The 23,161-nt window shown below is 70.4% G+C and carries 19 protein-coding genes; 7 read left to right on the forward strand and 12 right to left on the reverse strand.

Going from position 1 to position 23,161, the window contains the following annotated elements:
• Positions 1-238 precede the first annotated feature (238 nt).
• Positions 239-3,118 (forward strand): WD40/YVTN/BNR-like repeat-containing protein, encoded by a 2,880-nt coding sequence (locus tag OM076_RS08640; RefSeq protein ID WP_270039121.1) that lies wholly within the window; start codon positions 239-241, stop codon positions 3,116-3,118.
• Between the two features lie 63 nt (positions 3,119-3,181).
• Here OM076_RS08640 and OM076_RS08645 read toward each other — a convergent pair whose 3' ends face one another.
• Complete coding sequence (locus OM076_RS08645) at positions 3,182-3,376, reverse strand: hypothetical protein (protein WP_270039122.1); 195 nt, start codon at positions 3,374-3,376, stop codon at positions 3,182-3,184.
• 749 nt (positions 3,377-4,125) lie between these two features.
• Here OM076_RS08645 and OM076_RS08650 point away from each other — a divergent pair.
• From OM076_RS08650 to OM076_RS08665, 4 genes are all read left to right on the forward strand, one after another.
• A complete protein-coding gene (locus OM076_RS08650) occupies positions 4,126-4,533 on the forward strand; it encodes a hypothetical protein (RefSeq protein ID WP_270039123.1) in 408 nt (135 codons plus the stop codon).
• Between the two features lie 57 nt (positions 4,534-4,590).
• A complete protein-coding gene (locus tag OM076_RS08655; protein ID WP_270039124.1) occupies positions 4,591-5,511 on the forward strand; it encodes a phosphotransferase family protein in 921 nt (306 codons plus the stop codon).
• A gap of 184 nt (positions 5,512-5,695) precedes the next feature.
• Positions 5,696-7,849: a hypothetical protein gene (locus OM076_RS08660; RefSeq protein ID WP_270039125.1), complete on the forward strand. Its 2,154-nt coding sequence runs from the start codon at positions 5,696-5,698 to the stop codon at positions 7,847-7,849.
• Positions 7,850-7,886: 37 nt separating this feature from the next.
• Positions 7,887-8,756 carry a zinc-binding dehydrogenase gene (locus OM076_RS08665; protein ID WP_270039127.1) on the forward strand — a complete coding sequence of 290 codons (870 nt, stop codon included), beginning with the start codon at positions 7,887-7,889 and terminating at the stop codon, positions 8,754-8,756.
• An 11-nt stretch (positions 8,757-8,767) separates the two neighbouring features.
• Here OM076_RS08665 and OM076_RS08670 read toward each other — a convergent pair whose 3' ends face one another.
• Genes OM076_RS08670 through OM076_RS08720 form a run of 11 tightly spaced genes read right to left on the reverse strand, consistent with a single transcriptional unit; the run spans position 8,768 to position 20,927 of the window.
• A complete protein-coding gene (locus tag OM076_RS08670; RefSeq protein ID WP_270039129.1) occupies positions 8,768-9,421 on the reverse strand; it encodes an alpha-ketoglutarate-dependent dioxygenase AlkB in 654 nt (217 codons plus the stop codon).
• A 57-nt stretch (positions 9,422-9,478) separates the two neighbouring features.
• Positions 9,479-11,053, reverse strand: a complete 1,575-nt coding sequence (locus OM076_RS08675) for a class I adenylate-forming enzyme family protein (RefSeq protein ID WP_270039130.1) — start codon at positions 11,051-11,053, stop codon at positions 9,479-9,481.
• 22 nt (positions 11,054-11,075) lie between these two features.
• On the reverse strand, positions 11,076-11,528 hold the full coding sequence (locus OM076_RS08680; RefSeq protein ID WP_270039131.1) for a MaoC family dehydratase: 453 nt from the start codon (positions 11,526-11,528) through the stop codon (positions 11,076-11,078).
• A 6-nt stretch (positions 11,529-11,534) separates the two neighbouring features.
• Entirely contained in the window at positions 11,535-12,377 is an 843-nt protein-coding gene (locus OM076_RS08685) for a 3-hydroxyacyl-CoA dehydrogenase family protein (protein ID WP_270039132.1), read from the reverse strand.
• Positions 12,364-13,488 carry an acyl-CoA dehydrogenase family protein gene (locus OM076_RS08690; protein ID WP_270039133.1) on the reverse strand — a complete coding sequence of 375 codons (1,125 nt, stop codon included), beginning with the start codon at positions 13,486-13,488 and terminating at the stop codon, positions 12,364-12,366. Before OM076_RS08690 ends, OM076_RS08685 begins: the two co-directional genes overlap by 14 nt.
• Positions 13,485-14,237: an ABC transporter ATP-binding protein gene (locus tag OM076_RS08695; RefSeq protein WP_270039135.1), complete on the reverse strand. Its 753-nt coding sequence runs from the start codon at positions 14,235-14,237 to the stop codon at positions 13,485-13,487. Before OM076_RS08695 ends, OM076_RS08690 begins: the two co-directional genes overlap by 4 nt.
• Positions 14,234-16,024, reverse strand: coding sequence for a branched-chain amino acid ABC transporter ATP-binding protein/permease (locus OM076_RS08700; protein WP_270039136.1), 1,791 nt, complete (start codon positions 16,022-16,024; stop codon positions 14,234-14,236). The genes OM076_RS08695 and OM076_RS08700 overlap by 4 nt, the downstream gene beginning before the upstream one ends.
• Positions 16,017-16,889, reverse strand: coding sequence for a branched-chain amino acid ABC transporter permease (locus OM076_RS08705; protein WP_270039137.1), 873 nt, complete (start codon positions 16,887-16,889; stop codon positions 16,017-16,019). Before OM076_RS08705 ends, OM076_RS08700 begins: the two co-directional genes overlap by 8 nt.
• Positions 16,889-18,094, reverse strand: coding sequence for an acyl-CoA dehydrogenase family protein (locus OM076_RS08710; RefSeq protein ID WP_270039139.1), 1,206 nt, complete (start codon positions 18,092-18,094; stop codon positions 16,889-16,891). Before OM076_RS08710 ends, OM076_RS08705 begins: the two co-directional genes overlap by 1 nt.
• Positions 18,091-19,674 carry a class I adenylate-forming enzyme family protein gene (locus OM076_RS08715; protein WP_270039141.1) on the reverse strand — a complete coding sequence of 528 codons (1,584 nt, stop codon included), beginning with the start codon at positions 19,672-19,674 and terminating at the stop codon, positions 18,091-18,093. Before OM076_RS08715 ends, OM076_RS08710 begins: the two co-directional genes overlap by 4 nt.
• Entirely contained in the window at positions 19,671-20,927 is a 1,257-nt protein-coding gene (locus OM076_RS08720; RefSeq protein WP_270039142.1) for an ABC transporter substrate-binding protein, read from the reverse strand. Before OM076_RS08720 ends, OM076_RS08715 begins: the two co-directional genes overlap by 4 nt.
• 150 nt (positions 20,928-21,077) lie before the next feature.
• On the opposite strand from OM076_RS08720, the gene OM076_RS08725 reads away from it, so the two are divergent.
• Together OM076_RS08725 and OM076_RS08730 are read left to right on the forward strand one after the other, a co-directional pair.
• Complete coding sequence (locus tag OM076_RS08725) at positions 21,078-22,340, forward strand: acyl-CoA dehydrogenase family protein (protein WP_270039144.1); 1,263 nt, start codon at positions 21,078-21,080, stop codon at positions 22,338-22,340.
• Entirely contained in the window at positions 22,337-23,119 is a 783-nt protein-coding gene (locus OM076_RS08730) for an SDR family NAD(P)-dependent oxidoreductase (RefSeq protein WP_270039146.1), read from the forward strand. Before OM076_RS08725 ends, OM076_RS08730 begins: the two co-directional genes overlap by 4 nt.
• Positions 23,120-23,161: the final 42 nt, after the last annotated feature.

Below are 23,161 nucleotides of genomic sequence, written 5' to 3' on the forward strand. Positions count from 1 at the left end.
CGTCGACGGTGCCACCCGCCGGGCTCGCTGCAGGTCGCCCCCGGTCAATCCGCAAGCACCTAGGTAATTCGTGTCCAGGTGATGGCCGATTATTACACCGACGCGGCGTAGTAGTGCAGGTTGCGACGGCTGTCACGCAGGCCCCCGATTGCCACGAGAGGTCCTCGACAGGTGAGGGATGACAGGGGGGCGCTTCCGGCGGGACGCTTCATTGCGAAATCTCCAGAGGGGGTCTGGCATGAAGCGATTTGCGCTGCTGCTGCTCGCAGGTGTCTTGGTGTTGGTCGTCGCGCCCGTGAGGTCGGTGGTCCCTAGGCCACCGGCGAACCACGTGGACGAGTTGCCGTTGTGGAGCGGCGTGGGCGAGGCCGAAAGTCCTCAGTCGATGCTCGATCTGGCGTCGTCGGTCAACGGGCCGGTCACGGAGGCGCAGGTCAAGCGCGCGTCCGCCCAGGCCGCGGCGCTGCCGGAGGCCAAGAGCACGCGCTGGCAGTTCGTCGGGCCGACGAACGTCGGCGGGCGGGTCATCGACGTCGCGGTCGACCCGACGACCACGCCGAGCACGGTGTTCGCCGCGGTCTCCAGCGGCGGCGGGATCATGAAGAGCACCGACGGCGGGGTCACCTTCACACCGTCGTATCCCGATGACTTCACGCAGTCGATGGGCGCGCTCGCGCGCGGCTCCGACGGGACGCTCTACGCGGGCACGGGCGAGGGCTCGAACCCGTCCGGCGGCGGGTCGACGTTCATGGGCGACGGCATCTACCGCTCCACGGACGACGGCGACACGTGGGAGTTCTCGGGCCTCCCGGACAGCGGCGCGTTCGGCCGCATCGTGGTCAATCCCGACAATCCGAAGGAGGTGTGGGCGGCGGCGAGCGGCTCGCTCACCTGGGTCTCGAGCCAGCGCGGCCTCTACCACTCGCTGGACGGCGGCAAGACCTGGGATCTCGCGCTCTCCGGGCCCGGAGACCACACCGGCGCGGTCGACATCGCGCTGGAGCCCGGCAACCCGCACGTGATCCTGGCCTCGCTGTGGGATCGCTACCGCAACAACGGCAGCTTCTACTACGGCGGCTCCGGCTCGGGCCTGTACCGCTCGACCGACGACGGCAAGACCTGGACGCGGCAGGACAACTCGAACATCAACGGAGCCACGTGCAGTTGGGACAAGACCAAGACCGGCCTGAACGCGAGTGATGACCTCGGCCACATCGGGATGGCGTTCGCGCCGAGCGATCCGAACCGGGCCTACCTCGTCTTCGCGACCTCCAACGGGCCGGACAAGGGCTATTACGTGTCCAACGACGCCGGTCAGACGTGGACCTGCGGCGCCGGCGAGCCCGGGTCGACCACCGGCGGCTACGAGTGGGTGTTCTCGCGCCTGTGGGTCGATCCCGCGAACCGCGACCACGTGTTCGAGGCCAACGTCAGCCTGAAGGTCTCGAGCAACGCGGGCGCCACGTGGAGCAACTCGAACGGCCCCCATTCCGACATGCACGCGATGGCGTGGGACCCGCAGACGCCGGGCCTCGTCTACCTCGGCAGCGACGGCGGCGTCTACCGGTCGCCCGCCAGCGGTAACAGCGGCACCTGGACGCACGCGGCGTCGGAGCCGTGGGTGCAGCCGTACCACATCTCGGTCTCGCAGCAGGACCCGAAGCGGCTCGCGATCGGCCTGCAGGACAACGGCAGCGTCCGGAGCTGGACATCGGGGGTCGAGCCGACCGACCCGACGCAGTGGAACTCCTACGGCGGCGGCGACGGCTTCCAGGTGCAGATCGACCCGACCAACCAGCTGCGCCACTACCAGTGCTCGCAGCCGACGCCGCCGCGCATCAGCTGCGGCCGGCGAGTCGATGCGGCAGCGACCGGCTCGACGACCAGCACCTCGTCGAACTTCACGACGCCGGCGTGGCCGTCGAACACGCGCGTCGAGGTGGCGATGCCGATGGTGCTCGACCCGGCCGACCCCAACTACGTCTATGTCGCCGGCACGTCGATCGCCCGCTCGGGCGACGGCGTCGTCAACGCGTGGACGATCATCAGCCCGCCGATCCCGGATGACCCGGCGAGCCTGCCGGGCGTCGTGCCCGATCCGGAGATCAACCGCGACACCTACTACGCCAACGAGTTCGGCGCGGTGACCGCGATCGCGCCGGCCAAGACGACCGGCACGAGCACCACGCCGGCGAGCACGATCTACGCCGGCACCGACACCGGGCTGCTGTGGAAGACGACCAATGCGACGGCGGCGACAGGCAGCGATGTGCATTGGACGCGCCTGGGCGCCGGCGTGCTCCCCAACACGTGGGTGACCTCGATCACCGTCGACCCGACCAACGCCGACCACGTCTACGCCAGCTTCTCGAGCTACAAGGAGGGCGACCGGGCGGCCAACGTGTGGGAGACCACCGACGGCGGCACGACGTGGCGCAACATCAGCTCCGACCTGCCGAACGCGCCCATCTGGCGCGTGCTCTACGACCAGTCCAACGGCGTGCTCTACGTCGCCCACAACCTGGGCGTGTTCGTGAGCAGCGACGACGGCGGGCACTGGTACAAGATCAGTCAGGGCATGCCGAACGCCCCGATCCTCGACCTGGGGCTCAGCGCCGACCACTCGCAGCTGTTCGCGGCCAATTACGGACGCGGCGTCTACGAGCTACCACTGACCGAGAGCACCGGCGGCGGCGCCGGCGGCACCGTGCCGGCGACCTTGGCGCTGACGCTCGGCACTCCGGCGAGCTTCGGCGCGTTCGCGCCCGGCGTCGCCAAGGACTACAACACCTCCACCACGGCCGATGTGCTGAGCACGGCCGGCGACGCCGCGCTCTCGGTGACCGACCCGAGCGGCGTCGCGCCGGGCCACCTGGTCAACGGCTCGTTCTCGCTGCCGCAGGCGCTGCAGGCGCAGGCGTCGAGCCCGGGGGCCGGTCCGGGGAGCGCGTTCGCGCCGCTCGGCGCCGATCCGATCACGTTGCTCACCTGGAGCGCCCCGATCAGCCATGACCAGGTGACGATCGGATTCCGCCAGTCGATCGGAGCGAGCGACGCGCTGCGCACCGGCAGCTACGGCAAGACGTTGACGTTCACGCTGTCGACGACGACGCCATAGAGCGGCCCCGCGTGCCACCGGCCCGCACCCGTGCGGGTCGGTGGTAGCGCGGCGTCCCGAGGGTCATCCGCCGTGCCGCACACAACTGGCCGTGAACGCCCCCTTGCCAAAGTGTTCGTACACGCAGTCCTGGCGGGCGGGAACGCCGAAGATCAGCATCAGCGCCCCGGCGACCACGAGAACGACCGCGAAGGCGACCAGGATGCCGATCAGGCGATCGCGGTCGGCGGTAGAGCGGCGCTCCCTTGGTTGCGTCATCGTGGCGAACTCACGCTACACGTGTTCGCCGGATGGTGGCGCGGGCCGACAATGCGGAAGGAGGGGGTCCACGCACGGCCGACCCGCGCCGGCACACGGGTCCGTCCGTGCATGGCGCTGCAGGGGTCACACAGCGCCCGCTCCCCAGGGAGCACGGTCATGGTCCTGCCTGGGGCGTTCTGCCGACTGACTGAGCCCGAGTGATACCCCTTGGTCGCAGAGGGTTTCCCACCCCATCGGGGGGTGCGATCGATCAAGCGGAGAGCTGGAGCGCGCGTTCGGCTGTGGTCTCGAGGGGCGGCCGCGGTGACATCCTGGACCTCACGGTCCGTCTCGCCCGAGAGGAAGCGCTCCGACCTCGGTCGCGCCCAGCGTGCATGATCTGGAGATGCGCTTTCACTGGCGTTCCGCAGACGACAGCAGCTTGTCGGGCTATCCGGGGTGGCTGGGTCACCTCGAGGGCAAGAACCGCAGGCCTGGAACAAGCGAACCGACGCTTGCGCTCGCCTGGTCGGGCCCGTTGGACGTTCTCGGGGCGTTGGCTTGGACCGCGACGGCGGCAACGTGCGAAACCACGACCTCGTCCTTCGCGGCGCCAGCAGTGGCGCGCCACTCGTCGCTCACGTGGTGACTGATATGCGTCACTCACAACTGGTCTCGGCGGCCGGGAACGTCTGAGGGAGCGACTTGTACTTCAGCGACACGGCAGAAACTCGAAAGGACGACACTTGAGCTATCGACTCGTTCGCGTGAACCTGCCGGAGCACGGCACGCGCGACAAGGCTTTCCGCGACATGGTCACGACCATCGAACGCGGCTTCTATTGGAAGCAGTCGCAGCTTCCTGACGTCCCTCGGTGGACCCAAATGATCGGTATGGGGAGCCACGGCGGGCGCGGTCTTTTCATCGTCGGCGTGACAACGAACGACGAGTGGGAGGCCGAGCCGGATGGCGACGTCTTCAAGCACCGACTACCAGTCGCGTGGGCGCGAGTGATCTACGAGAATCCGAGCGCGCTGCAAGCCGTCAAGGCAGTTCCCAGCCGGTTCAACGAGCGCTTCGGAGCGGAACTCAGCCACAAGGAGTACAGGCAGATCGTGCAACTCGTGCTCGACGGCGAAGCGCTTGACATGGACGTGGGTGCACTCGCGAGGTGAGGCCGTCCATACCGCCGGTCGCCCATCGGCGTCGCGTCCTGCGGCTACGGTGGGCGTGTGACCGACGCCCCGCCGTTTCCGTCGCGGTCGACGTTGCAGTGGGTGATCGAGAACGCGGCGGCTGACGAGGTGGCATCCGTCCAACGTCTGGTCGGCGGGTGGACGTCGGCGATGCACGCCGTCACCGTGCGTCGTGGGTCTGACCAACAGACGCTCGTGCTGCGCCGGATGTTCCGTGAGCCGTGGCGCACGCACGCGAGGGAACTGCTTGAGCGCGAGGCGACGGTGTTGCAGATGCTCGCCGGCCATCCGGTTCCGACTGCCGCACTCCTCGCGGTCGACCCCATTGCTGCCGCCACCGATGAGCCTGCTCTGCTCATGAGCCGGCTGCCGGGACGGTTGCGCCTGGACGACGTCGGCGTCACCGCTCCGCTCGCGCAGATGCTCGCGCGCATCCATCGGATCTGCCCCGACGACGGCGACCGGCCACGCCCGTATCAGTCGTGGGCGTTCCCGGAACGGCGCGTCGTTCCCGCCTGGGCTGAACGCCCGGAGTTGTGGCAGCGCGCATTCGGACTGATCGACGTCCACCCGCCGGACTACGAGGGCTGCTTTCTGCACCGCGACTTTCATCCCGGCAACGTCCTCTTTGACGGCGGCACGATCACGGGGGTGGTGGATTGGGTCGAGACATCGTGGGGGCCGGCCGAGCTCGATGTCGCGCACTGCGGCACAGCGCTTGCCATCCTCCACGGAACCGACGCGGCGAAGCACTTTCGAGACGACTACCGCGCGGCCGGCGGCGCCCTCGGAGAGGATCGCTACTGGTGGCTGATTGACGCCGTCGGCTTCCTCCCCGACCCAGAGAAGGTTGCCGCCCCCTGGCGGCAGAGCGGCCGGCCGGACCTGGCCGCACGACTCGCGCGACGCCGCCTGGAGGCGCACCTCGCCTGGGTCCTCGATGGGCCGTTGGACTAATCTTCGTCGGCCGTTGATCTCGGCCGCTCAGCTGCGTCCACGGACGCGGCCGATCTCCTACCCGGTCTACGCGCACGCCACCGAGGCGACTGTCACGGCCTCGAGTAGGGCGTGCCGGGCGTGGACAATCGGGTGTTCGCCCGATGCGAGACGCTGCCCGGCGCTCGATGCTGTCTCGGACGTGATGTCGTGCGTCGTTCCGAGGAGGAAGGTCATGCCAAGGCAAGCGAGACGATCGGCGGTCGCACTGGCCATGACGGTTTGCGCGCTCACTGCGCCGGTCGCGGCGTTCGGCGCGTCAGCGCACGACGACCAGAGTGGCGCCCTCGCGCCGGAACGGTTTGATGCCAGCGCCCGACTCGGGCCGCCGAGCGTGAGCGGGCATGACATCGCCCGGCATTTCGTCGGCGTCAGCGTCGAATGGACGCTGACCGATCGCTACATGGGCTCGAACTCCCGGCCCGACTTCGCGAACTTGCTGCGGAACCTCGGCTCCGGCGTGCTGCGAATCGGTGGGAGCTCCCAGGATCAGGTTCCGTTCGACGCGTCAGCGGCCGACAGCGACCGGTTCGTCACGCCGCACGACTTGGCGAGGATCCGCGAGACGTTGAACCTTGTGAACTCGACCGGGTCAGAGTCCGGTGAGGCCAGAGAGCCGGACTGGGTGACGGTGCTTGGAACCGCGATGGCGCCGACGACGCCGGCCTTTCCGTGGCGGACGGTCGATCATGCCGTCGGGTTCGTCCGGGACGGGGTTGCGCCGATCTTCCGAGACGACGCGGGCCGCCGGGACGTCGCGGGCATCGCCCTCGGAAACGAGCCGGACTTGACCTACTCCGGCGACCTGGTGCGCTATCTGAGCGAATTCCCCGCCTATGCCGGCGCCGCCTTCATCAACCAGTGGCCGCGTGTGGTGCCCGCGAGCAGTGAGAACATCGGGACGTGGCAGAGCATCAGGGACCGCACGATCAACACCCGATGGTTCTGGGACTGGCCCGCGATCCTCGACACCGTCGCCCCGGCGGTCAAGGACAAACCGGGTGTGCTCGGGCCCTTCGCGACCGATCACTTCTATCCGTTGGCGCGCACTTGTCCCACTGACCCGTACCGCTGCCCGACGATCGAGCGGCTGCTGTCGCGGGAGCGCATGGACAACTTCGACTACCAGGTCTATGCGCACGCCACCGAGGCGGCTCGTCGCGGCCTCGGCTATCGGATGGACGAGACGAACACGGCCGCCGGACGCGGAGCGCCGGGAGTCAGCGACGTCGCCGCGAGCGCCACGTGGACGCTCGACACGCTGTTCAACGCAGCGTGCCCGCAACCACCCGATCAACCCCGTGCCAACGCTGACTGTCATGTGGGCGCCACCGGCGTGAACGTCCACAACGCCGAAGTGCGCGCTTACTTCTTCCCCGAGGAAGGAAACGCCTACTACAACGCGATCCGTTATGACCCGACGCCCGCGGCAGGTCCGCCGACGCCTGGGCCGTCGTACTACGCGCTGCTGCTGTTTGCGCGACTTGCTCAAGGAACAACCGGCTTGCACCCGGTCACACTGGACGTGACCACGCCGGCGGGAGCGTCGGTCACGGCCTGGGAAGTGCGCACAGCCGGCGCAGATCGACGGCTGTTTCTGATCAACAAAGGCTCGACGGCCGCCACGGTCAACGTGCCGTCACCCGGGGCCTTGGTCGAGATAGACCGGATGACGCCGCATGACCCCACCGGCGCGGGCCGGACCCTGGACGCCGGCGACGTGCAAATCGACGGTCGCCCGGTCGCCGCGGACGGAACGTTCCCCGGGCTCGAACCAACCCTGACCAAGACCGACGGTGCTGCGCTTCCGGTCGCGATCGGCCCCGGAGAGGCAGGCGTCGTCACCTTGCATGACCAGTACGCCGAAACCGTGCGGGAGGCCACTGTGGGCGGCTCCGTGCCGGCGACGCTGTCGCTGTCGCTCGAGGCGCCTGCCTCGTTCGCGTCGTTCACGCCGGGAGTGCATCGCAGCTATCAGACGAGCACGACGGCGGCGGTCACCTCGACCGCCGGCGATGCGACCCTGTCCGTGGCCGATCCGAGTCAGGCGGCGCCGGGCCGGCTTGTGAACGGCCCGTTCGCTCTCAGGCAGCCGCTGCAGGTTCGAGCGAACTCCGGTCCGCTCGCGCCGTTGAGCACGGAGGCGTCCTCGCCCCTTGCGCTCCTCACCTACACCGCGCCCGCGACCAGCGACGCCGTCGCGATCGCCTTCCGGCAGGACATCGAGTCCAACGAGGCGCTGCGGACTGGCATCTACGCGAAGACGCTGACGTTCACACTCTCGACAACCACGCCGTGACTGGGACTCGATCTGTTATCCAGGGAAGACAATCGACGTGCACCACGTCTCGCTGAATCGCGGGGATCTCAACGATGCCCGATCCGGGCGCGTGCCGCCGGGCGCGGTGCTCGGCTCGGATGCTGCCGGCGTCGTGTCCCAGCCGGCGGCCGATGGCAGCGGACCGGAGGTGGGCACGCGCGTCGTGGCCATGGCGAGAGGGGCGTTCGCCGACCGGGCCGCGGTGGAGGTGGACGCATTGGCCGAGGTTCCGCGGTCGGTTGATCTGTCCGAGGCGGCCGCACTTCCGGTGGCGGGGCTTGCCGCGCTGCGGGCGCTCCGTGCCGCGGGTCCGCTGCTGGGCCGGCGTGTGCTCATCACCGGCGCATCCGGCGGGGTGGGCCAGTTCGCTGTCCAGCTCGCGGCCCGCGCCGGTGCGTACGTGATCGCGTCCGTCGGCTCGGCCGCTCGCGGTGAGGGCCTGGCAACAAAGGGCGCGGACCAGGTGGTGGTTGGCCTGGAGGGACTTGACCAGCCGGTTGACGTAGTGCTGGATAACGTCGGAGGCGCACAGATGGTCGCGGCCTGGGAGCTGCTCGCGACCGGTGGCAATCTGCAAAGCATCGGCTGGGCGTCAGGCGAGCAGGCGGTATTCCCCCCTTACTCAACGGTTGGCCCGCCCAAGACTCTCTCGTCGTTCCTGAACGAGGGCGAGGCCGGAGCGGATCTGGCCACCCTCGTCCGATTCGTTGCCGACCGCTCCCTCTGCGTTGAGATCGGGTGGCGTGGATCGTGGGAGCGGATTGCCGAAGCAGTCGAGGTGCTCCGCTCACGGCGGCTCAACGGCAAGGCTGTGCTCGACGTGAGACCGCTTGCCCCAATAGCCCCGACTCGGGCTTGCGTCAACCCGGCAAGCGCCGCGCCGTAACGGCCTCCGAATTAGTCCCGATCTGGGCCTCCGAGGCGGTTGCCCCAGTCCGGGCGGAACTGGACGCTGATCCGCGCGCCGAGGCAGCGCGTGGTCTTCGGGATCGCGTGCTGCCAGGTTCGTTGACAGCTTCCTCCCATCACGAGCAGATCACCGTGCCCGATCTGAAGGCGCAGCCCCGGTCCGCCCGACTTCGGACGCAGCGCAAACGGTCGGATGGCACCGAGCGAGAGAATCGCCACCATCGTGTCGCTCGCGCTCTCGCGCGCGATGCGGTCTCCGTGCCACGCGACGCTGTCGTTGCCGTCCCGGTAGAGGCAGAGCCCGGCACTGGTGAACTCCCCGCCAAGCTCTCCGCCGTAGTGGGCGTTCAGCGCCGACCGGGCGTCGTCGAGGACATGGTGGGGCAACTGCTCGCCCTGGCGATAGCGAGCAAGCAGCCGCGGGACCCGCACGGTGCTGTCGTACATCCGCATCCGCTCCTCGTGCCACGGAACATCGCTGACGAGGGCGTCGAACAGCGCATCCGCCGCGGTCACGAAACCCGGCCGCAGATCGATCCAGGCGCCGTCGGAGAGCGGCCGGCGCTCCACGGCATCGCCGAGGTCGGCTATGCCGGGCTCACCCGAGAAGCCAAACAGCGAGGGTTGGACTACGAGCGACACGTCATCAGCGAGTCTAGCGAACATACGTTCGCGTCGCCCGAGACTTGACCGACCGCTTCAGCTCCCGCTGACCGCGGCGCGGAGCTCGCGCCGCAGGACGCTGCCGCCCGAGTTGCGCGGGAGCGCGTCGACGAACTCGACGGACGCCGGGAGCTTGTGGTCGGGCAGCCGCTCGCGCAGGTGCTCCATCAGCTCGGTGTCGGCCACGCCGGTGCCGAGCCGGGTGACGACGACCGCCAGCGGCGCCTCGGCCAGCTGCGGGTGCGGCACGCCGATCACCGCCGCCTCCACGACCGCCGGATGGCCGAGCAGCGCCTGCTCGATCTCCGCCGGGTAGATGTTGCGACCACCGCTGAAGATGACGTCGGCCTTGCGCCCGGCGACGTAGAAGAACCCCTCCTCGTCCTGGTAGACGAGGTCGCCGGAGTGAAACCAGCCGTCATGGAACGCGTCGCGTGTGGCGGCGGCGTCGTCGAAGTAGCCCTTCATCACCGTCGGGCCGCGGTAGACGATCTCGCCCACCTCGCCGGGTGCGACGTCGTTGCCGTCGTCGTCGATCACGCGCGCCTCGACGTTGATCGACAGCCGTCCGACCGAGCCGAGCTTGCGCTCGGCGTCGCGGGCCTTGAGCCACGTCGCGCTGGGTGACATCTCCGTCTGGCCGAAGTTCGCGAGCAGCTCGACGCCCGGGAAGCCGGCGTTCATCTTCGTCAGCGTCGACTGCATCGCCAGCGCCGCGCCCCAGATCCCGACCCGCAGCGACGGGACGATCGCGCCGGGTTCGGGCACGCGACACAGGCGCTCCCACTGGCTCGGCGTGAAGAAGCACGCGGTCACGCCCAGCTCGTGCATGCGCTCGAGCGTCCGCGCCGGATCGAACCCGGCCGAGGGCATGATCACGACCGTCGCGCCGAGGTAGAGGAACGAGAACAGGCCGCCGAGCCCGACGATGTGCGACATCGGCACCTCGGAGAGCCACACGTCGTCCTCGCGCGCGCCGACCTCGTGGACGAAGTTGAGCAGCTGCGCGGTGAGGTTGCGATGCGAGAGCAGCACGCCCTTGGCGCGGCCGGTCGTGCCTGACGTGTACATCACGTAGGCCGTGTCGTCATCGTCGACGAGCACGTCCGGCGCGACCGGGGACGCGGTCGCGAGCGCGGCCTCGTAGTCGTGCGCGCCCGGAGCGGGGTCGCCGAGCGCGAGGTGGGCGCGGATCGCCGGCAGGACGGCCGCGGCCCGGGCGCCGCGTGAGGACAGCTCGTGGTCGGAGACGATCGCGATCACGCGCGAGTGGCGCAGCACGTGGTCGACCTCGGCCTGGCGCAGTCGCGGGCTGACCGGCACGGCGCAGGCGCCGAGCCGGTGGCAGGCGAACGCCACCTCGAGCACCTCCGGCCGGTTGTGCATCAGCAGGCCGACGTGATCGCCGCGACGGACACCGCGAGCGGTCAGCGCGTTGGCGGCGCGATTGACCCGCTCGTCGAGCTCGGCGTAGGTCAGCGTGCGGTCCTGGAAGACCAGCGCCACCTTCCCCGGCACGCGCCGCGCGGACCGCGCCAGCAACTCGCCGAAGACCATCCGCCGCGAGCGCTCGAGTCCGTGATCGTCCGTTTTCGTCCCGTCGAAGCCCATCGACCCGCTTCTCGTTGGGGTTTCACGCATACAGTCGCACGAGCATCTCGGCGACGCACACCGGTTTTTCCGTGCCTTCACGCTCGAAGGTCTGTGTGAGCTTGACCTGAATGCCGCCGTCGACATCACCCACTTCGGTCAACGCGACGCGCATCCGCACTCGCGACCCGACGGGCACCGGCGCCGGGAACCGCACGCGGTCCAGGCCGTAGTTGACCCCGAAGGCGATCCCGTCGAAGCGGTAGACGTCGTCGGCCAGGCGCGGACTCAGGGAGAGCGTGTAGTAGCCGTGGGCGATCGTCCCGCCGAACGGGGTCTCGCGGGCGCGCTCGACGTCGACGTGGATCCACTGGTGATCGCCGGTGACGTCCGCGAACTGATCGACGCCCTCCTGCGTGACCTCGAACCACTCGCTGGCGCCGAGGTCCTCGCCGGCGGCGGCGCGGATCTCGTCGAGTCCGGTGAACGTGCGCATCTGTCCTCATCCTCCGTACGGGTGAAAGCCACGGCCGGACTTGCGTCCGAGATCGCCGCCCGCGACCAGCCTGTCCAGCAAGGCCGGGGAGCGAAACCGCTCGCCGAGGGCGTCCGCGAGCGCGTTGGTGGTCAGCCGGGCGGTGTCCAGGCCGCCCAGGTCCGCGGTGTGCAGCGGGCCCATGGCGTGGTTGAAGGCCAGTTGGCAGGCGCGATCGACGTCCTCGGCGTCGGCGACGCCGTCCTCGACGATCCGCGCGGCCTCGACCACCAGCAGCATGATCAGCCGCGACGTGATGAAGCCCGGCGTGTCGCGTTTGCAGACCACCGTCTGCTTGCCGAAGCGCTCGCACAGCGCGAGCGTGGTGGCCAGCGTCCCGGCCGAGGTCGCCTCGCCGCGCACGACCTCGATCAGCTTCATCACGGGCGGCGGGTTGAACCAGTGCGTGCCGATCACGCGATCGGGTCGCCGCGTGACCGAGGCCAGGCGGGTGATCTCGAACTGCGAGGTCGTCGAGGCGAGGATCACGTCGTCGCGGCAGAGCGCGTCGAGCCGGGCGAGCACCGGGTCCTTGACGTCCAGGCGCTCCGTGACGGCCTCGACCACGTGGTCGGTCTCCGGCGCGGCCGCTTCCCAGTCGGTCGTGAACGTCAGCCGCGCGAACGCGTCGGGAGCGAGCTTGCCGCGCTCCATCCAGCCCGCGATCCGGTGACGACAGCGGTCGATGCCGGCCTGCCGGCGCGCGGCGACCGTGGTCTGGAAACCCGCGGCGGCGACCGTCTGCGCGATGCCGGAGCCCATCTCCCCCGCGCCCACGACGAGGACGTTTCTGATCTCAGCCGGCGACATCCGCGAACCTGGCGCGCTGCTCGGCGGGCGTGCCGAGCAGTACCCGCGAGCTGTGGGCGCGCTTGAAGTACAGGTGCGCCGGGTGCTCCCAGGTGAAGCCGATGCCGCCGTGGACCTCGATCGTCTCCTGGGCGATGTAGGCGTAGGCGTCCGAGCACGCGACCTTGGCCGCCGAGGCCGCGGCGGGAAGCTCGTCCGGCGCCTCCGCGGCGGCCCAGTTGGCGTAGTACGCCAGCGCGCGGGCGCTCTCGAGCGCGCACAGCATGTCCGCGCAGCGGTGCTTGATCGCCTGGTAGGAGCCGATCGGGCGCCCGAACTGGACACGGTCCTTGGCGTAGGCAACCGCCAGCTCGAGCAGCTTGCCGGCGCCGCCGACCTGCTCGGCGGCGAGCGCCGCGCGGGCGCGGTCCAGCGTGCGGCTCAAGGCCAGCTCGCCGCCGGCGGGATCGCCCAGCAGCGCGGCGGGTGTGCCGTCGAAGGCCAGCGCGGCGAGCGGGCGCAACTCGTCGAGCGAGCGCATCGGCGCGCGGGTCAGCGCCGCGCTGTCGCCGAAGGTGGCGAACAGCGCGATCCGCCCGTCGAGCCGGGCGGCGACGATCAGCAGGTTGGCCTTCGCGCCGCCGGGGACGAACGACGCCTGGCCGTGCAGCACGTGGCCGCCGTGCGACGGCGTCGCCTCGACGGCGACCGAGCGGCCGTCCGGGCCGGTCCAGGCGAGCGTCGCGGTCGCCTCGCCGGACGCGATCCAGCGCAGGTGCGCGGGCGCGGTCTCCTCGTCGCCGCTCTCCAGCAGCGCGCTCGCGCCGAGCGCGACGGTCTCGAAGTACGGGACCGGCGCGAGCGCGCGACCGAGCTCCTCGAACGCCGGCACGGCGTCCAGCGGCCCGTAGCCGGCGCCGTCGAGGCGCTCGGGGATCGTCAGCCCCGGCAGACCGAGCTCCTCCGACAGGCGCGACCACAGCGCACCGTCGTGCGCGCCGGTCGCCATCGCCGCGCGAACCGCGCTCTCCGGTGCGTGGCGCTCCAGGAACCCGCGCAGCGAGTCGCGGAAGTCCTCGTGCTCCGGGCTGAGCACCAGCGTGGGCTGGGCCTCGGCCGTCGGGGCCGTCATGTGCGCTCTCCTGCGTCGTGTGCCAGTTCCGCGCCCACCCCGAGGTAGGCCTCCTCCAGTGCGTTGCTCCCGCGCAGCGTGTCGGCGTCGCCGGCGGCCGCGATCTGTCCCTGTGACATCACGTACGCCCGCCGCGCCAGGCGCAGCGCACGGTCGGCCAGCTGCTCGACGATCAGGACGGTGCCACCGCGGCGGCCGAGCTCGGTCAGCGCCGCGAAGACCTCGTCCACCAGCACCGGCGCCAGGCCCAGCGAAGGCTCGTCGAGGATCAGCAGCCGCGGGTCGCGGACGAGCCCTTGCGCGATGGCGAGCATCTGCTGCTGCCCGCCGCTGAGCAGTCCCGCGTAGGTCTCCATGCGCGTCTTCAACGCCGGGAACAGGTCGAGCGCCGCCTCCACCCGCGCGGCCTCGTCGGCGCGCGCGACGCCGGACCCGAAGAAGCCCAGCTCGAGGTTGGAGGCCACGGTCTGGCGGGCGAACAGCCGGCGCCCCTCGGGCACGTGCACGAGGCCGCGGCGGACGATCTGGTGCGGCGCGCGGCGGGTGATCTCCTCCCCGGCGAACGTCACGGTGCCCGCCGACGGGCGGATCAGACCGGAGATCGCGCGCAGCAGCGTCGACTTGCCCGCGCCGTTGGAGCCGAGCAGCGCGACCGTCTCCCCGGCCGAGACCTCGATCGAGACGCCGCGCAGGATCGGGACGCCGCCGTAGCCGGCATCGAGGCCTTCGACGCTCAGCAGCGCGCTCACCCCATCACCCCCAGGTACGTCTCGCGCACCCGCGCATGCCCGAAGACCTCCTCGGGCGTGCCGTCGGTGACCACGCGGCCCTGGTCGAGCACCGTGGCGCTGTCGCAGATCGAGCGCACCCAGCCGATGTGGTGCTCCACCAGCAGCACGGTCAAGCCGGCGGCGCTGAGGTCGCGGATCACGTGGTCCAGCGATTCGAGCTCGTCGGCCGAGAGCCCCGCGGCCGGCTCGTCGAGCAGGAGGACGCCGGGCTCGGCCATCAGCGCGCGGGCGATCTCCACCAGTCGCTGGCGGCCGTGTGGCAGCTCGCCCGCGGGCGCCTCGGGGTCGATCGGCAGCCCCAGCGCGGACAGTAGGGCATCGGCGCGGGCGCGCAGGAGCTTGGCGTCGCGGCGTGCGCGGGGCAGCCGCGCGATCACCTCCGGCGTGCTCGCGTGCTCGACCGGATAGCCGCCGAGCAGGATGTTCTCGCGGACCGAGAGCTCCTTCAGCAGGCGCGGCGTCTGAAACGTGCGCGACACGCCCATCCGCGCGATCCGCCACGGGACGTTGCCGGTCAGCTCGCGCGCGTCCAGCGTCACCCGCCCTTCGTCGGGCACGTAGATGCCGGTGATGACGTTCAGCAGCGTCGTCTTGCCCGAGCCGTTGGGACCGACCAGCGCGTGGATGCCGCCGGGGCGCACCGCGAGCGAGGCGCCGTCGAGCGCGGCGATGCCACCGAAGCGGATCGTCACGCCGTCGACCACCAGCCCCGCGCCTTGGAGCTCCTTGTCGTCGCGGCCGGGAAGCGCGACCTTGCCGACGTCGACAGGCTCGCGCGGTGGGATCACCCGAGGCTTGCGCGTGCGGCGCCGGATGCGCTCGATCAACGCGTCGCCGGCGCCCATGATCCCGTCCGGGGCGAACGCCATGAAGGCCAGCAGCGCCGCGCCGTAGATCACCACGCGCCACTCCTCGAGGCTCGTGAGCAGTTCGGGAAGCGCGAAGAACGCCAGCGAGCCGATCACCGGCCCGAGCCAGCGCCCGGTGCCGCCCGCGACCACGACGACGATGAAGAAGATCGAGAGCTCGACGCCGAACTGCGGCGGCGTGAGCACCTGCTGCTCGGCCGCGAACAGCGCGCCGCCGGCGCCGGCGAACGCGCCGGAGAGCGCGAACGCGAACAGCTTCAGGCCCTTGGCGGGCACGCCGGAGATCGCGCCCGCCTCGCCCGCCTCCTTGCCCGCGAGCAGCCCGCGGCCGAGCCGCGAGTGGGTGATCGTGCGGTAGAGCGTCAGTCCGGCGACGATGCAGATCAGCACGATCACGTAGAGCTGGTCGGGCATCAGCAGGATCGGGATCCCGACCAGGCCGCCGTGGCCGCCGGTCAGGTCCTTGAAGTGCTCGACGAGGCCGACCACCACCTGCGAGAAGCCGAGCGTGATCAGCGCGAAGTACCAGGTCGACAGCCGCAGCGCGGGCAGGCCGAGGATCACCCCGACGAGCGCGCCGGCGACGATCGCGGCGACCCCCGCGGGGTAGAAGCCCCACGCGTACTTGGCCATCAGCACGCCGGTCACGTACGCGCCGACGCCGAGGATCGCGCCGTGCCCGAGTGACACCTGGCCGCCGATGCCATAGAGCAGGTTGAAGCCGATCGCCACCAGGATGTAGATGCCGACCATCCCGGCCTTGAAGAAGATGTAGTCCGAGCCGGCGATGAACGGGAACAGCGCGGCGGCCGCGACGAGCACCCACCACGGCCACGTGCGCGCGAACCCGTCGCGCCCGGCGGAGGAGCTAGACACGGGCCACCTGCCGTTCGCCGAAGAGTCCGGTCGGCTTGACCAGCAGCACCAGCAGCAGCACCACGAACGTGGCGACGTCGGTCAGGTCGGCCGCGATCCGCGCCGCGGTCAAGCCTTCGACGAGCGCCAGCAGGTACCCGCCGGCCATCGCGCCGCGGTTATCGCCGACGCCGCCGATCGCCACCGCCGCGAAGCCGGTGATCAGCAGCGACGGGCCGAGCGAGACCGACGCGTACATGATCGGCCCGGCCAGCACACCCGCGAGCGCCGCCAAGGCACCGCCCACGAACCACGACACGCGGGTCAACAGAACCGGGTCGATGCCACGCAGCACCGCGCCCTGGCGATCCTCGGCGATGGCCGAGATCGCGCGTCCCGGCCGCGTGGCGTAGAGCTTCGCGAGCCCGATCACCACGAGCACCGGGACGACGATCACCAGCAGGTCGTAGCTGGAGAGCCCGGTGTCGCCGACGCGGATCAGATAGTCCGACGACAGCGGCGCGGGAACGGCGACGGGCTGCGCCTCGCCGCCGAAGATCTTCGCCGCGAGGTCGTCGAGGATCAGCGACACCGCCAGTGTGGTGATCAGCCACGTGTGCGAGGTCGCGCTGCGCGACAGCACCGGCGCGACCGCGGTGGTCTCGACCAGCAGCGACAGCGCGCCGACGGCGAGCAGCGCGATCACCAGCGCGATCACCCACGGCACGCCGCCCTTCAGCAGCGCCGCGGCGAGCAGCGCGCCGATCGCGACGAACTGGCCCTGGGCGAAGTTGAACACGTTGGTGGGCCGGTAGAGCACGTTGAAGCTCACCGCGACGAGCCCGTAGAGCCCGCCGTAGACGAGCATGTGGAAGATCGGTTCCATCAGCCCGCGGGCGCCGGGTCGCGGGGCAGGCCGAGCACGCGCTCGGAGAGGATGTTGCGCATGATCTCGTCGGTGCCGCCGGCGATCCGGATGCCGGGGAGGTCGAGCAGCAGCTGCGTCCAGGCGTAGGTGCCCCACTCGCCGTCGTCGGCCGCCAGCCTCGGGCCGAGCAGCTCGGCCGCGAGGTCGTTGGCGTCGTGGACCATGCCGGTGTAGAGCAGCTTCCCGATCGACATCTCCGGGCCGGGCTGCGCGCCGCGCTCGGCGCTCTGGCGCTGGCGCGACGTGAGTGACTCGAGCGCCCGCGCCTTGATCCGCACGGCACTCAGGCGATCGCGGACGACCGGGTCCTCGCCGAAGCCGAGCTCGTCGGCGAGCTGCGCCAACCGGATGACGATGCGGCGCACGTTGTGGGTCTCTCCGATCGACGCGCGCTCGTTCATCAGCGTCGTCCGCGCGACCGTCCAGCCGGCGTCGATCTCGCCCAGCACCTGCCAGTCCTCGACGACGACGTCGTCGAGGAAGATCTCGTTGAACCCCGAGCCGCCGGTCATCTGCTTGATCGGCCGGACCTCGACGCCCGGCGCGTGCATGTCGACGAGGAACATCGTCATGCCGCGGTGCTTGGGCTTCTCCGGCGAGGTGCGCGCGAGCAGCTCGCCGACGTCGGCGATGTGGGCGTTGGAGGACCACACCTTCTGGCCGCTGATCCGCCACACGTCGCCGTCGCGGCGCGCGCGGGTCTGCACGCCCGCCAGGTCCGACCCGGCGCCGGGCTCCGAGAAGAGCTGGCAGCCGACGAGCTCGCCGGTGTGGATCGGCACCAGGTAGCGCTCGTGCGCTTCGCGCGTGCCGTGCGCGAGCACTGCCGGCGCGACGATCTCGCGCCCGACCATCACCGGGAACTGCGACGGGATCTCGTACTCGGCCGACAGCTCCTCCCACGCGCGCGTGCAGTCGAACGGCAGGCCGGCGCCGCCGAGCTCGACCGGCCCGCTCGGCCAGTGGAAGCCGTTGGCGGTGAGCAGCGCGCGCCACGCCTTGGCGGCGCGCAGCTCCTCCTGCTCCGCCGCGCCGCTGCGCTCCTCGATCACGGCCATGTCGTCGGATCCGACGCCCCACTCCAGGCGCTGCGCCTCGCGCCGCGGCGCGTGCGCGTCGAGGAAGGCGCGGGCGGCGACGCGGAACTCCTCGAGCGCCGTCATCGCGCGTGCTCCGCCGGCTCCCAGGTCACGAGCGTGCGCTTGAGGACCTTGCCGCTGGCGTTGCGCGGCAGGTCGTCGACGAACACGAACTCGTCCGGGACCTTGTACTTGGCGAGGTTGCGAGTGCAGAGCTCCGTCAGCTCATCGGCGGTGATCGTGGCGCCCGCGACCGGCAGCACCCACGCGCGGACGGTCTGGCCCCAGTGCTCGTCCTCGACGCCGACGACCGCCGAGTACTCGATCCGCGGGTCCTCGGCGAGGACGTGCTCGATCTCGACCGGGTAGATGTTCTCGCCGCCGCGGATGATCATGTCCTTGCTGCGGCCCTTGAGGAACAGGTAGCCCTCGTCGTCCATGTACGCGAGGTCGCCGCCGCGAAACCAGCCGTCGCCGATGAACACGCGGTCGGTCTCCTCGGGCATGTCGAGATAGCCGTTCATCACGGTGGTCGAGCGGGTGACGATCTCGCCCACCTCGCCGCGCGGGACGTCGTTGCCGTCGAAGTCGCACAGCCGCAGCTCGACACCGAACGCGGGCTTGCCGATCGAGCCGAGCAGGTGCGTCGCGCCGGCCAGCGCGCGGCGGTGCTCCCCCGGGCCGAGCGTGGTCTGCGAGCCCGCCTCCGTCCCGGCGCCGAAGCAGTTCAGGAAGTCGCAGCCCGCCAGGTTCATGACGTCGGTGAGCAGGGCGGGTGACATCGGCGCCGAGCCGTAGGAGATCAGCCGCAGCCGGCTCCAATCCGCCTCGCGCGCGCCCGGCACGCCGAGCACGGAGGCGATCATCGTCGGCACCAGGAACACGGCGGTCAGCCCGTCCTCGCGATCGATGTGGCGCAGCACGGTCTCGGCCCCGAACTGCGGCAGGATCAGCGAGCGGTAGCCGAGCGCGATCCCCATCATCGGGAAGGCGAGCCCGGCGACGTGGAACAGCGGCGACGCGCAGTACCAGAAGTCGTCGCTGCGCGGCCCGTAGTCGATGCAGTTGTTGGAGACGAGGCGGGTGAGCATCCCGAAGGACTGCTGCACGCCCTTGGGTAGCCCCGTCGTGCCGCTCGTGAAGGCCAGCGCGGCGATGTCGTTCTCGTCCGGGCGCGGGTTGGACGGCTCGGTCTCCGCTCCGCGGGTGAGCACGTCCTCGTAGCCGTCCTCGAAGCAGATCACCTGCCGCAGCGTCGGCTGGCTTTCGGCGATGCCTTCGAGCAGTTCGGTGTAGCGGTCGCTGTGCAGCAGCACGGCGGGCTCAGCCTTGGCCAAGAGCGTGTCGACCTCGCGCCGGCGCAGGCGGAAGTTCAGCGGGACCATCGTCGCTGAGAGCTTCATGATCGCCATGCAGGCCTCGAAGTAGCGGTGGCTGTCGACGCCCATCAGGGCGACGCGCGAGCCGTGCCCGATGCCGTCCTCGGCGAGCGCGTTGGCGAGGCGATTGACGCGCGCGTTCGTCGCCTCGAACGTGAAGCGGGTGCCGTCGGGCAGTTCCATGCAGACGCTGTCCGGCGAGCGCCGGGCGCTGAGCGGGAGGAACTCCTGGATGCCGCGGCGGACCTCGAAGCCCGCGCGTCGCTCCGAGGTCCTCGCAGTCATGCCGAGACCCGCTCGCGGAAGAACGTCTCGGCCTTCGGGTCGGTCCCGGAGATGGCGCTGGCGATGACCATCGAGGAGGCGTCGAGCGCGGAGTGCGTCTGCGAGCCGAACGCGTACGTCCCGAGCATGCCCTCCCACTTGCCGAGGCCTTCCATCGCCGTCTTGACCTTGGTCGTGTCGTCGATCGTGCCGGCCTTGGTGATGGCCTCCGAGAGCGCGTAGACGAAGTCGTAGCTGGGCGTGACCACGGTCACGGCCTCCTGGCCACCCATGTCGGGCGCGGTGCTCTTGAGCTTGGTCACGTAGTCCTTCTGCTTCTGCGCGATGTCGCTGCCATCGGCCCAGGTGAAGTTCCGCAGATAGAAGCCGTACTTGTTCGACAACGTGTCCTTCGATGCCGACTCCAGCGTGGTCTGCGTGAGCAGCGAGCAGTGGCCGATCGCCGGCGGGTTCCAGCCCATGTTCTCGTAGGACTTCATCGTCGCCGCGATCGTCGGCGCGACCGACTGCCACTGCAGGATCACGTCGGGGTTGTTCTTCTTGAGCGAGCTCAGGAACGGCGTCATCGCGGTCGCGACCGACTCGTGCGACACCTTGCCCACGAGCTCGGCGCCGAGCTCCTTGATCACGGGCACCGAGTCGTCGGTCAGCGTCTGGCCGAACGGGTCGTCGGCGTAGATGATCGCGATCCGCTTGTAGCCCTTCTCCTTCACGCACCACTCGACCACCGCGCGCGCCTCCTGGGCGGCGCTGGCGTTCATCTGGAACGTGTACGGGTACTTCCCCGCGTCGCCGAGTGCGTCGGCGACGGCGCTGGAGAGATTGAGGATCTTCAGCGAGGTCGAGATCGGCAGCGCGCCGAGCGTCGTGCCGCTGGAGTTCGGGCCGACGACGAAGTGAACGCCCTGCTCCTTGAACTTGCGGAAGACGCCGGGCTCCTCGGCGGGGTCGCCCTTGTCGTCGAGGTCGACCTTGACGATTTTGTGGCCGTCGATGCCACCCTTGCCGTTGAGCTCCGCGATCGCCATGTCGGCGGGCGTGAAGAGCAGCGCGAAGCTGGACGCGGTCGCGCCGGTGGTGGGGCGGGCGTAGCCGAGCTTGAGCGGACCCTTGGCGCCGCCGCCGCTCGCGCTCGCACTTCCACTGGAGTCGTCGCTCCCGCACGCCGCCAGCAGCCCGCCCGAGACGAGCAGGCCACCCGCCGCGCCGAGACGGCCCATGAACGCTCGCCGGCTGATCTCGTACTGCGTCACCGCGACTCTCCCTCCATCGGTGCCAGGGACTCCTGAGCGCGAAGGACACCACCGGGCCGGCGGGCGCCGAAGGATTTCTCGCGGGGCGGCTGTGGATTCCTCCAGTCGCCGCGTCCGCGCAATCGGGCGTGGGCCATAGCCTTCGCCGCTATGGCGTGGGACTTCGAGACGGACCCGGAGTTCGAGCGCGAGCTGGAATGGATGCGCGCGTTCGTGCGCGACGAGATCTATCCGCTCGAGACGCTCGACCTCGATTGGCGTAGTTACCGGCAGGTCATTCGACCGCTGATGGAGCGGGTCAAGGAGCGCGGGCTGTGGGCCGCGCACCTGAGTCCTGAGCTGGGCGGGCAGGGCTTCGGCCAGGTCAAGCTCGCACTGATGCACGAGATTCTCGGCGGGTCCGAGCTGGCGCCGCCGGTGTTCGGCAACCAGGCGCCCGACTCCGGCAATTCGGAGCTGATCGCGATCGCCGCCACGGAGGAGCAGAAACGCCGCTGGCTGGACCCGCTGCTGGATGGAACCCTCTACAGCGCGTTCTCGATGACCGAGCAGGGCACGGGCTCCGATCCGCGGCAGTTCACGACCTCCGCGACGCGGGACGGCGACGCGTGGGTGATCGAGGGCACCAAGTGGATGGTCGGCAACGCCACCCGCTCGGACTTCCACATCGTGATGGCGCGCACCGACGCCCCGCCCGACGCCGACCCCTACCGGACGATGTCACTCTTCATCGTGCCGGCCGACGCGGCGGGCCTGAGCATGCGCGAGATCGGCCTGCTGCACGACCCGCACTCCGAGGGCCTCGTGCACGCGCACGCGGAGTGCCGCTACGAGGCCGTGCGCGTGCCCGCCGACCACCTGCTGGGCGGCGTCGGCGACGCGTTCATGCTCGCCCAGAAGCGGCTCGGGCCGGGGCGCATCCACCACGCGATGCGGTGGGTGGGCGTGTGCCGGCGGGCGTTCGACGCGATGTGCGAGCGCGCGGTCTCCAAGTCCGTGCACGGCTCGCTGCTGAGCGAGAAGCAGACGGTGCAGAACTGGGTCGCGGACTCGGCGGCGGCGATGGAGGCGGCGCGGCTGCTGACGCTGAAGGCCGCGTGGACGATCGACCAGGTGGGCGCGTCCGGCGCGCGCACCGAGATCGCGATGATCAAGTACTTCGGCGCCACCGTGATGCAGGACGTGCTCGACCGCGCGCTGCAGATCCACGGCTCACTCGGCTATTCCACCGACATGCCGATCGAGCAGATGTACCGCTGGGCGCGCGCCGCGCGGCTCTACGACGGGCCGGACGAGGTCCACCGCGTGACCGTTGCGCGGCGCATCCTGCGCACCTACGAACCACACGACGTGCCGACCGAGCACGTCCCCACGCGCCGTGCGGCGGCGCTTGCGACCGCGAGTGCGGCATGAGGCCGCGGCGAGCGCTGGTCACCGGCGGCGGGCGTGGCATCGGGCGGGCGATCGCGCTCGGCCTGGCTGGCGACGGGGTCGACGTGGTCGTGACCGCGCGCAGCGTCGATGAGCTCGACGCGGTCGTCGCGGAGGGGGCCGCTGTGGGCGGCGGGGCAGTGCAAGCGGTCCCCGCCGATCTCGGCGACCTCGAGCGCGTGCAGGCGCTCGCGGGCGAGGCCGAGGCGCTGCTCGGCGGGCACATCAATGTGCTGGTCAACAACGCCGGCGTCTCGCTGCCCGGTCCCACCCCCACGGTGCCACTGCCCGACTGGGAGCTGAGCCTGCGGGTCAATGTCACCGCGCCGTTCCTGCTGTGCCAGGCGACGCTGCCCGCGATGGCCGAGGACCGCTGGGGGCGAGTGATCAGTATCGGGTCGCTGTATTCGCGCTTCGGTGTGCCGCTCGCCGCGTCCTACACCGCGTCCAAGCACGCGATCCTCGGCCTCACCCGCGTGATCTCGCAGGAGTTCGCGCGCAAGGGGGTCACCGCCAACACGCTCGCGCCCGGGTTCGTGGACACCGAGATGGTGCGTGCCGAAACGCTGCGCGTCGCCACCAAGCACGGCCTGAGCACCGAGGACACGCTCAAGCGCTTCCTCAAGAACGCCGGTCAGGCGATCGGCCGCACGATCGAGGCCGAGGAGGTCGCGGCGCTCGTGGTCTTCCTGGCGAGCGAGCCGGCCGCGGCCATCACCGGCCAGATCATCAACGTCGACGGGGGCGCCCACCAGGGGTAGGTGGGTTGAAAGTCAACTGCTCCGGGTGGGGAGGGGGAGTGG

Source organism: Solirubrobacter ginsenosidimutans (assembly GCF_027587205.1).

What these genes read in the sequence shown, in the direction of transcription:
- OM076_RS08660 (WP_270039125.1), top strand. Translation starts at nt 5,696, where the DNA reads ATGTCGTGCGTCGTTCCGAGGAGGAAGGTCATGCCAAGGCAAGCGAGA.
- OM076_RS08685 (WP_270039132.1), bottom strand. Translation starts at nt 12,377, where the DNA reads ATGTCGCCGGCTGAGATCAGAAACGTCCTCGTCGTGGGCGCGGGGGAG.
- OM076_RS08680 (WP_270039131.1), bottom strand. Translation starts at nt 11,528, where the DNA reads ATGCGCACGTTCACCGGACTCGACGAGATCCGCGCCGCCGCCGGCGAG.
- OM076_RS08725 (WP_270039144.1), top strand. Translation starts at nt 21,078, where the DNA reads ATGGCGTGGGACTTCGAGACGGACCCGGAGTTCGAGCGCGAGCTGGAA.
- OM076_RS08690 (WP_270039133.1), bottom strand. Translation starts at nt 13,488, where the DNA reads ATGACGGCCCCGACGGCCGAGGCCCAGCCCACGCTGGTGCTCAGCCCG.
- OM076_RS08645 (WP_270039122.1), bottom strand. Translation starts at nt 3,376, where the DNA reads ATGACGCAACCAAGGGAGCGCCGCTCTACCGCCGACCGCGATCGCCTG.
- OM076_RS08640 (WP_270039121.1), top strand. Translation starts at nt 239, where the DNA reads ATGAAGCGATTTGCGCTGCTGCTGCTCGCAGGTGTCTTGGTGTTGGTC.
- OM076_RS08715 (WP_270039141.1), bottom strand. Translation starts at nt 19,674, where the DNA reads ATGACTGCGAGGACCTCGGAGCGACGCGCGGGCTTCGAGGTCCGCCGC.
- OM076_RS08675 (WP_270039130.1), bottom strand. Translation starts at nt 11,053, where the DNA reads ATGGGCTTCGACGGGACGAAAACGGACGATCACGGACTCGAGCGCTCG.
- OM076_RS08705 (WP_270039137.1), bottom strand. Translation starts at nt 16,889, where the DNA reads ATGGAACCGATCTTCCACATGCTCGTCTACGGCGGGCTCTACGGGCTC.
- OM076_RS08730 (WP_270039146.1), top strand. Translation starts at nt 22,337, where the DNA reads ATGAGGCCGCGGCGAGCGCTGGTCACCGGCGGCGGGCGTGGCATCGGG.
- OM076_RS08710 (WP_270039139.1), bottom strand. Translation starts at nt 18,094, where the DNA reads ATGACGGCGCTCGAGGAGTTCCGCGTCGCCGCCCGCGCCTTCCTCGAC.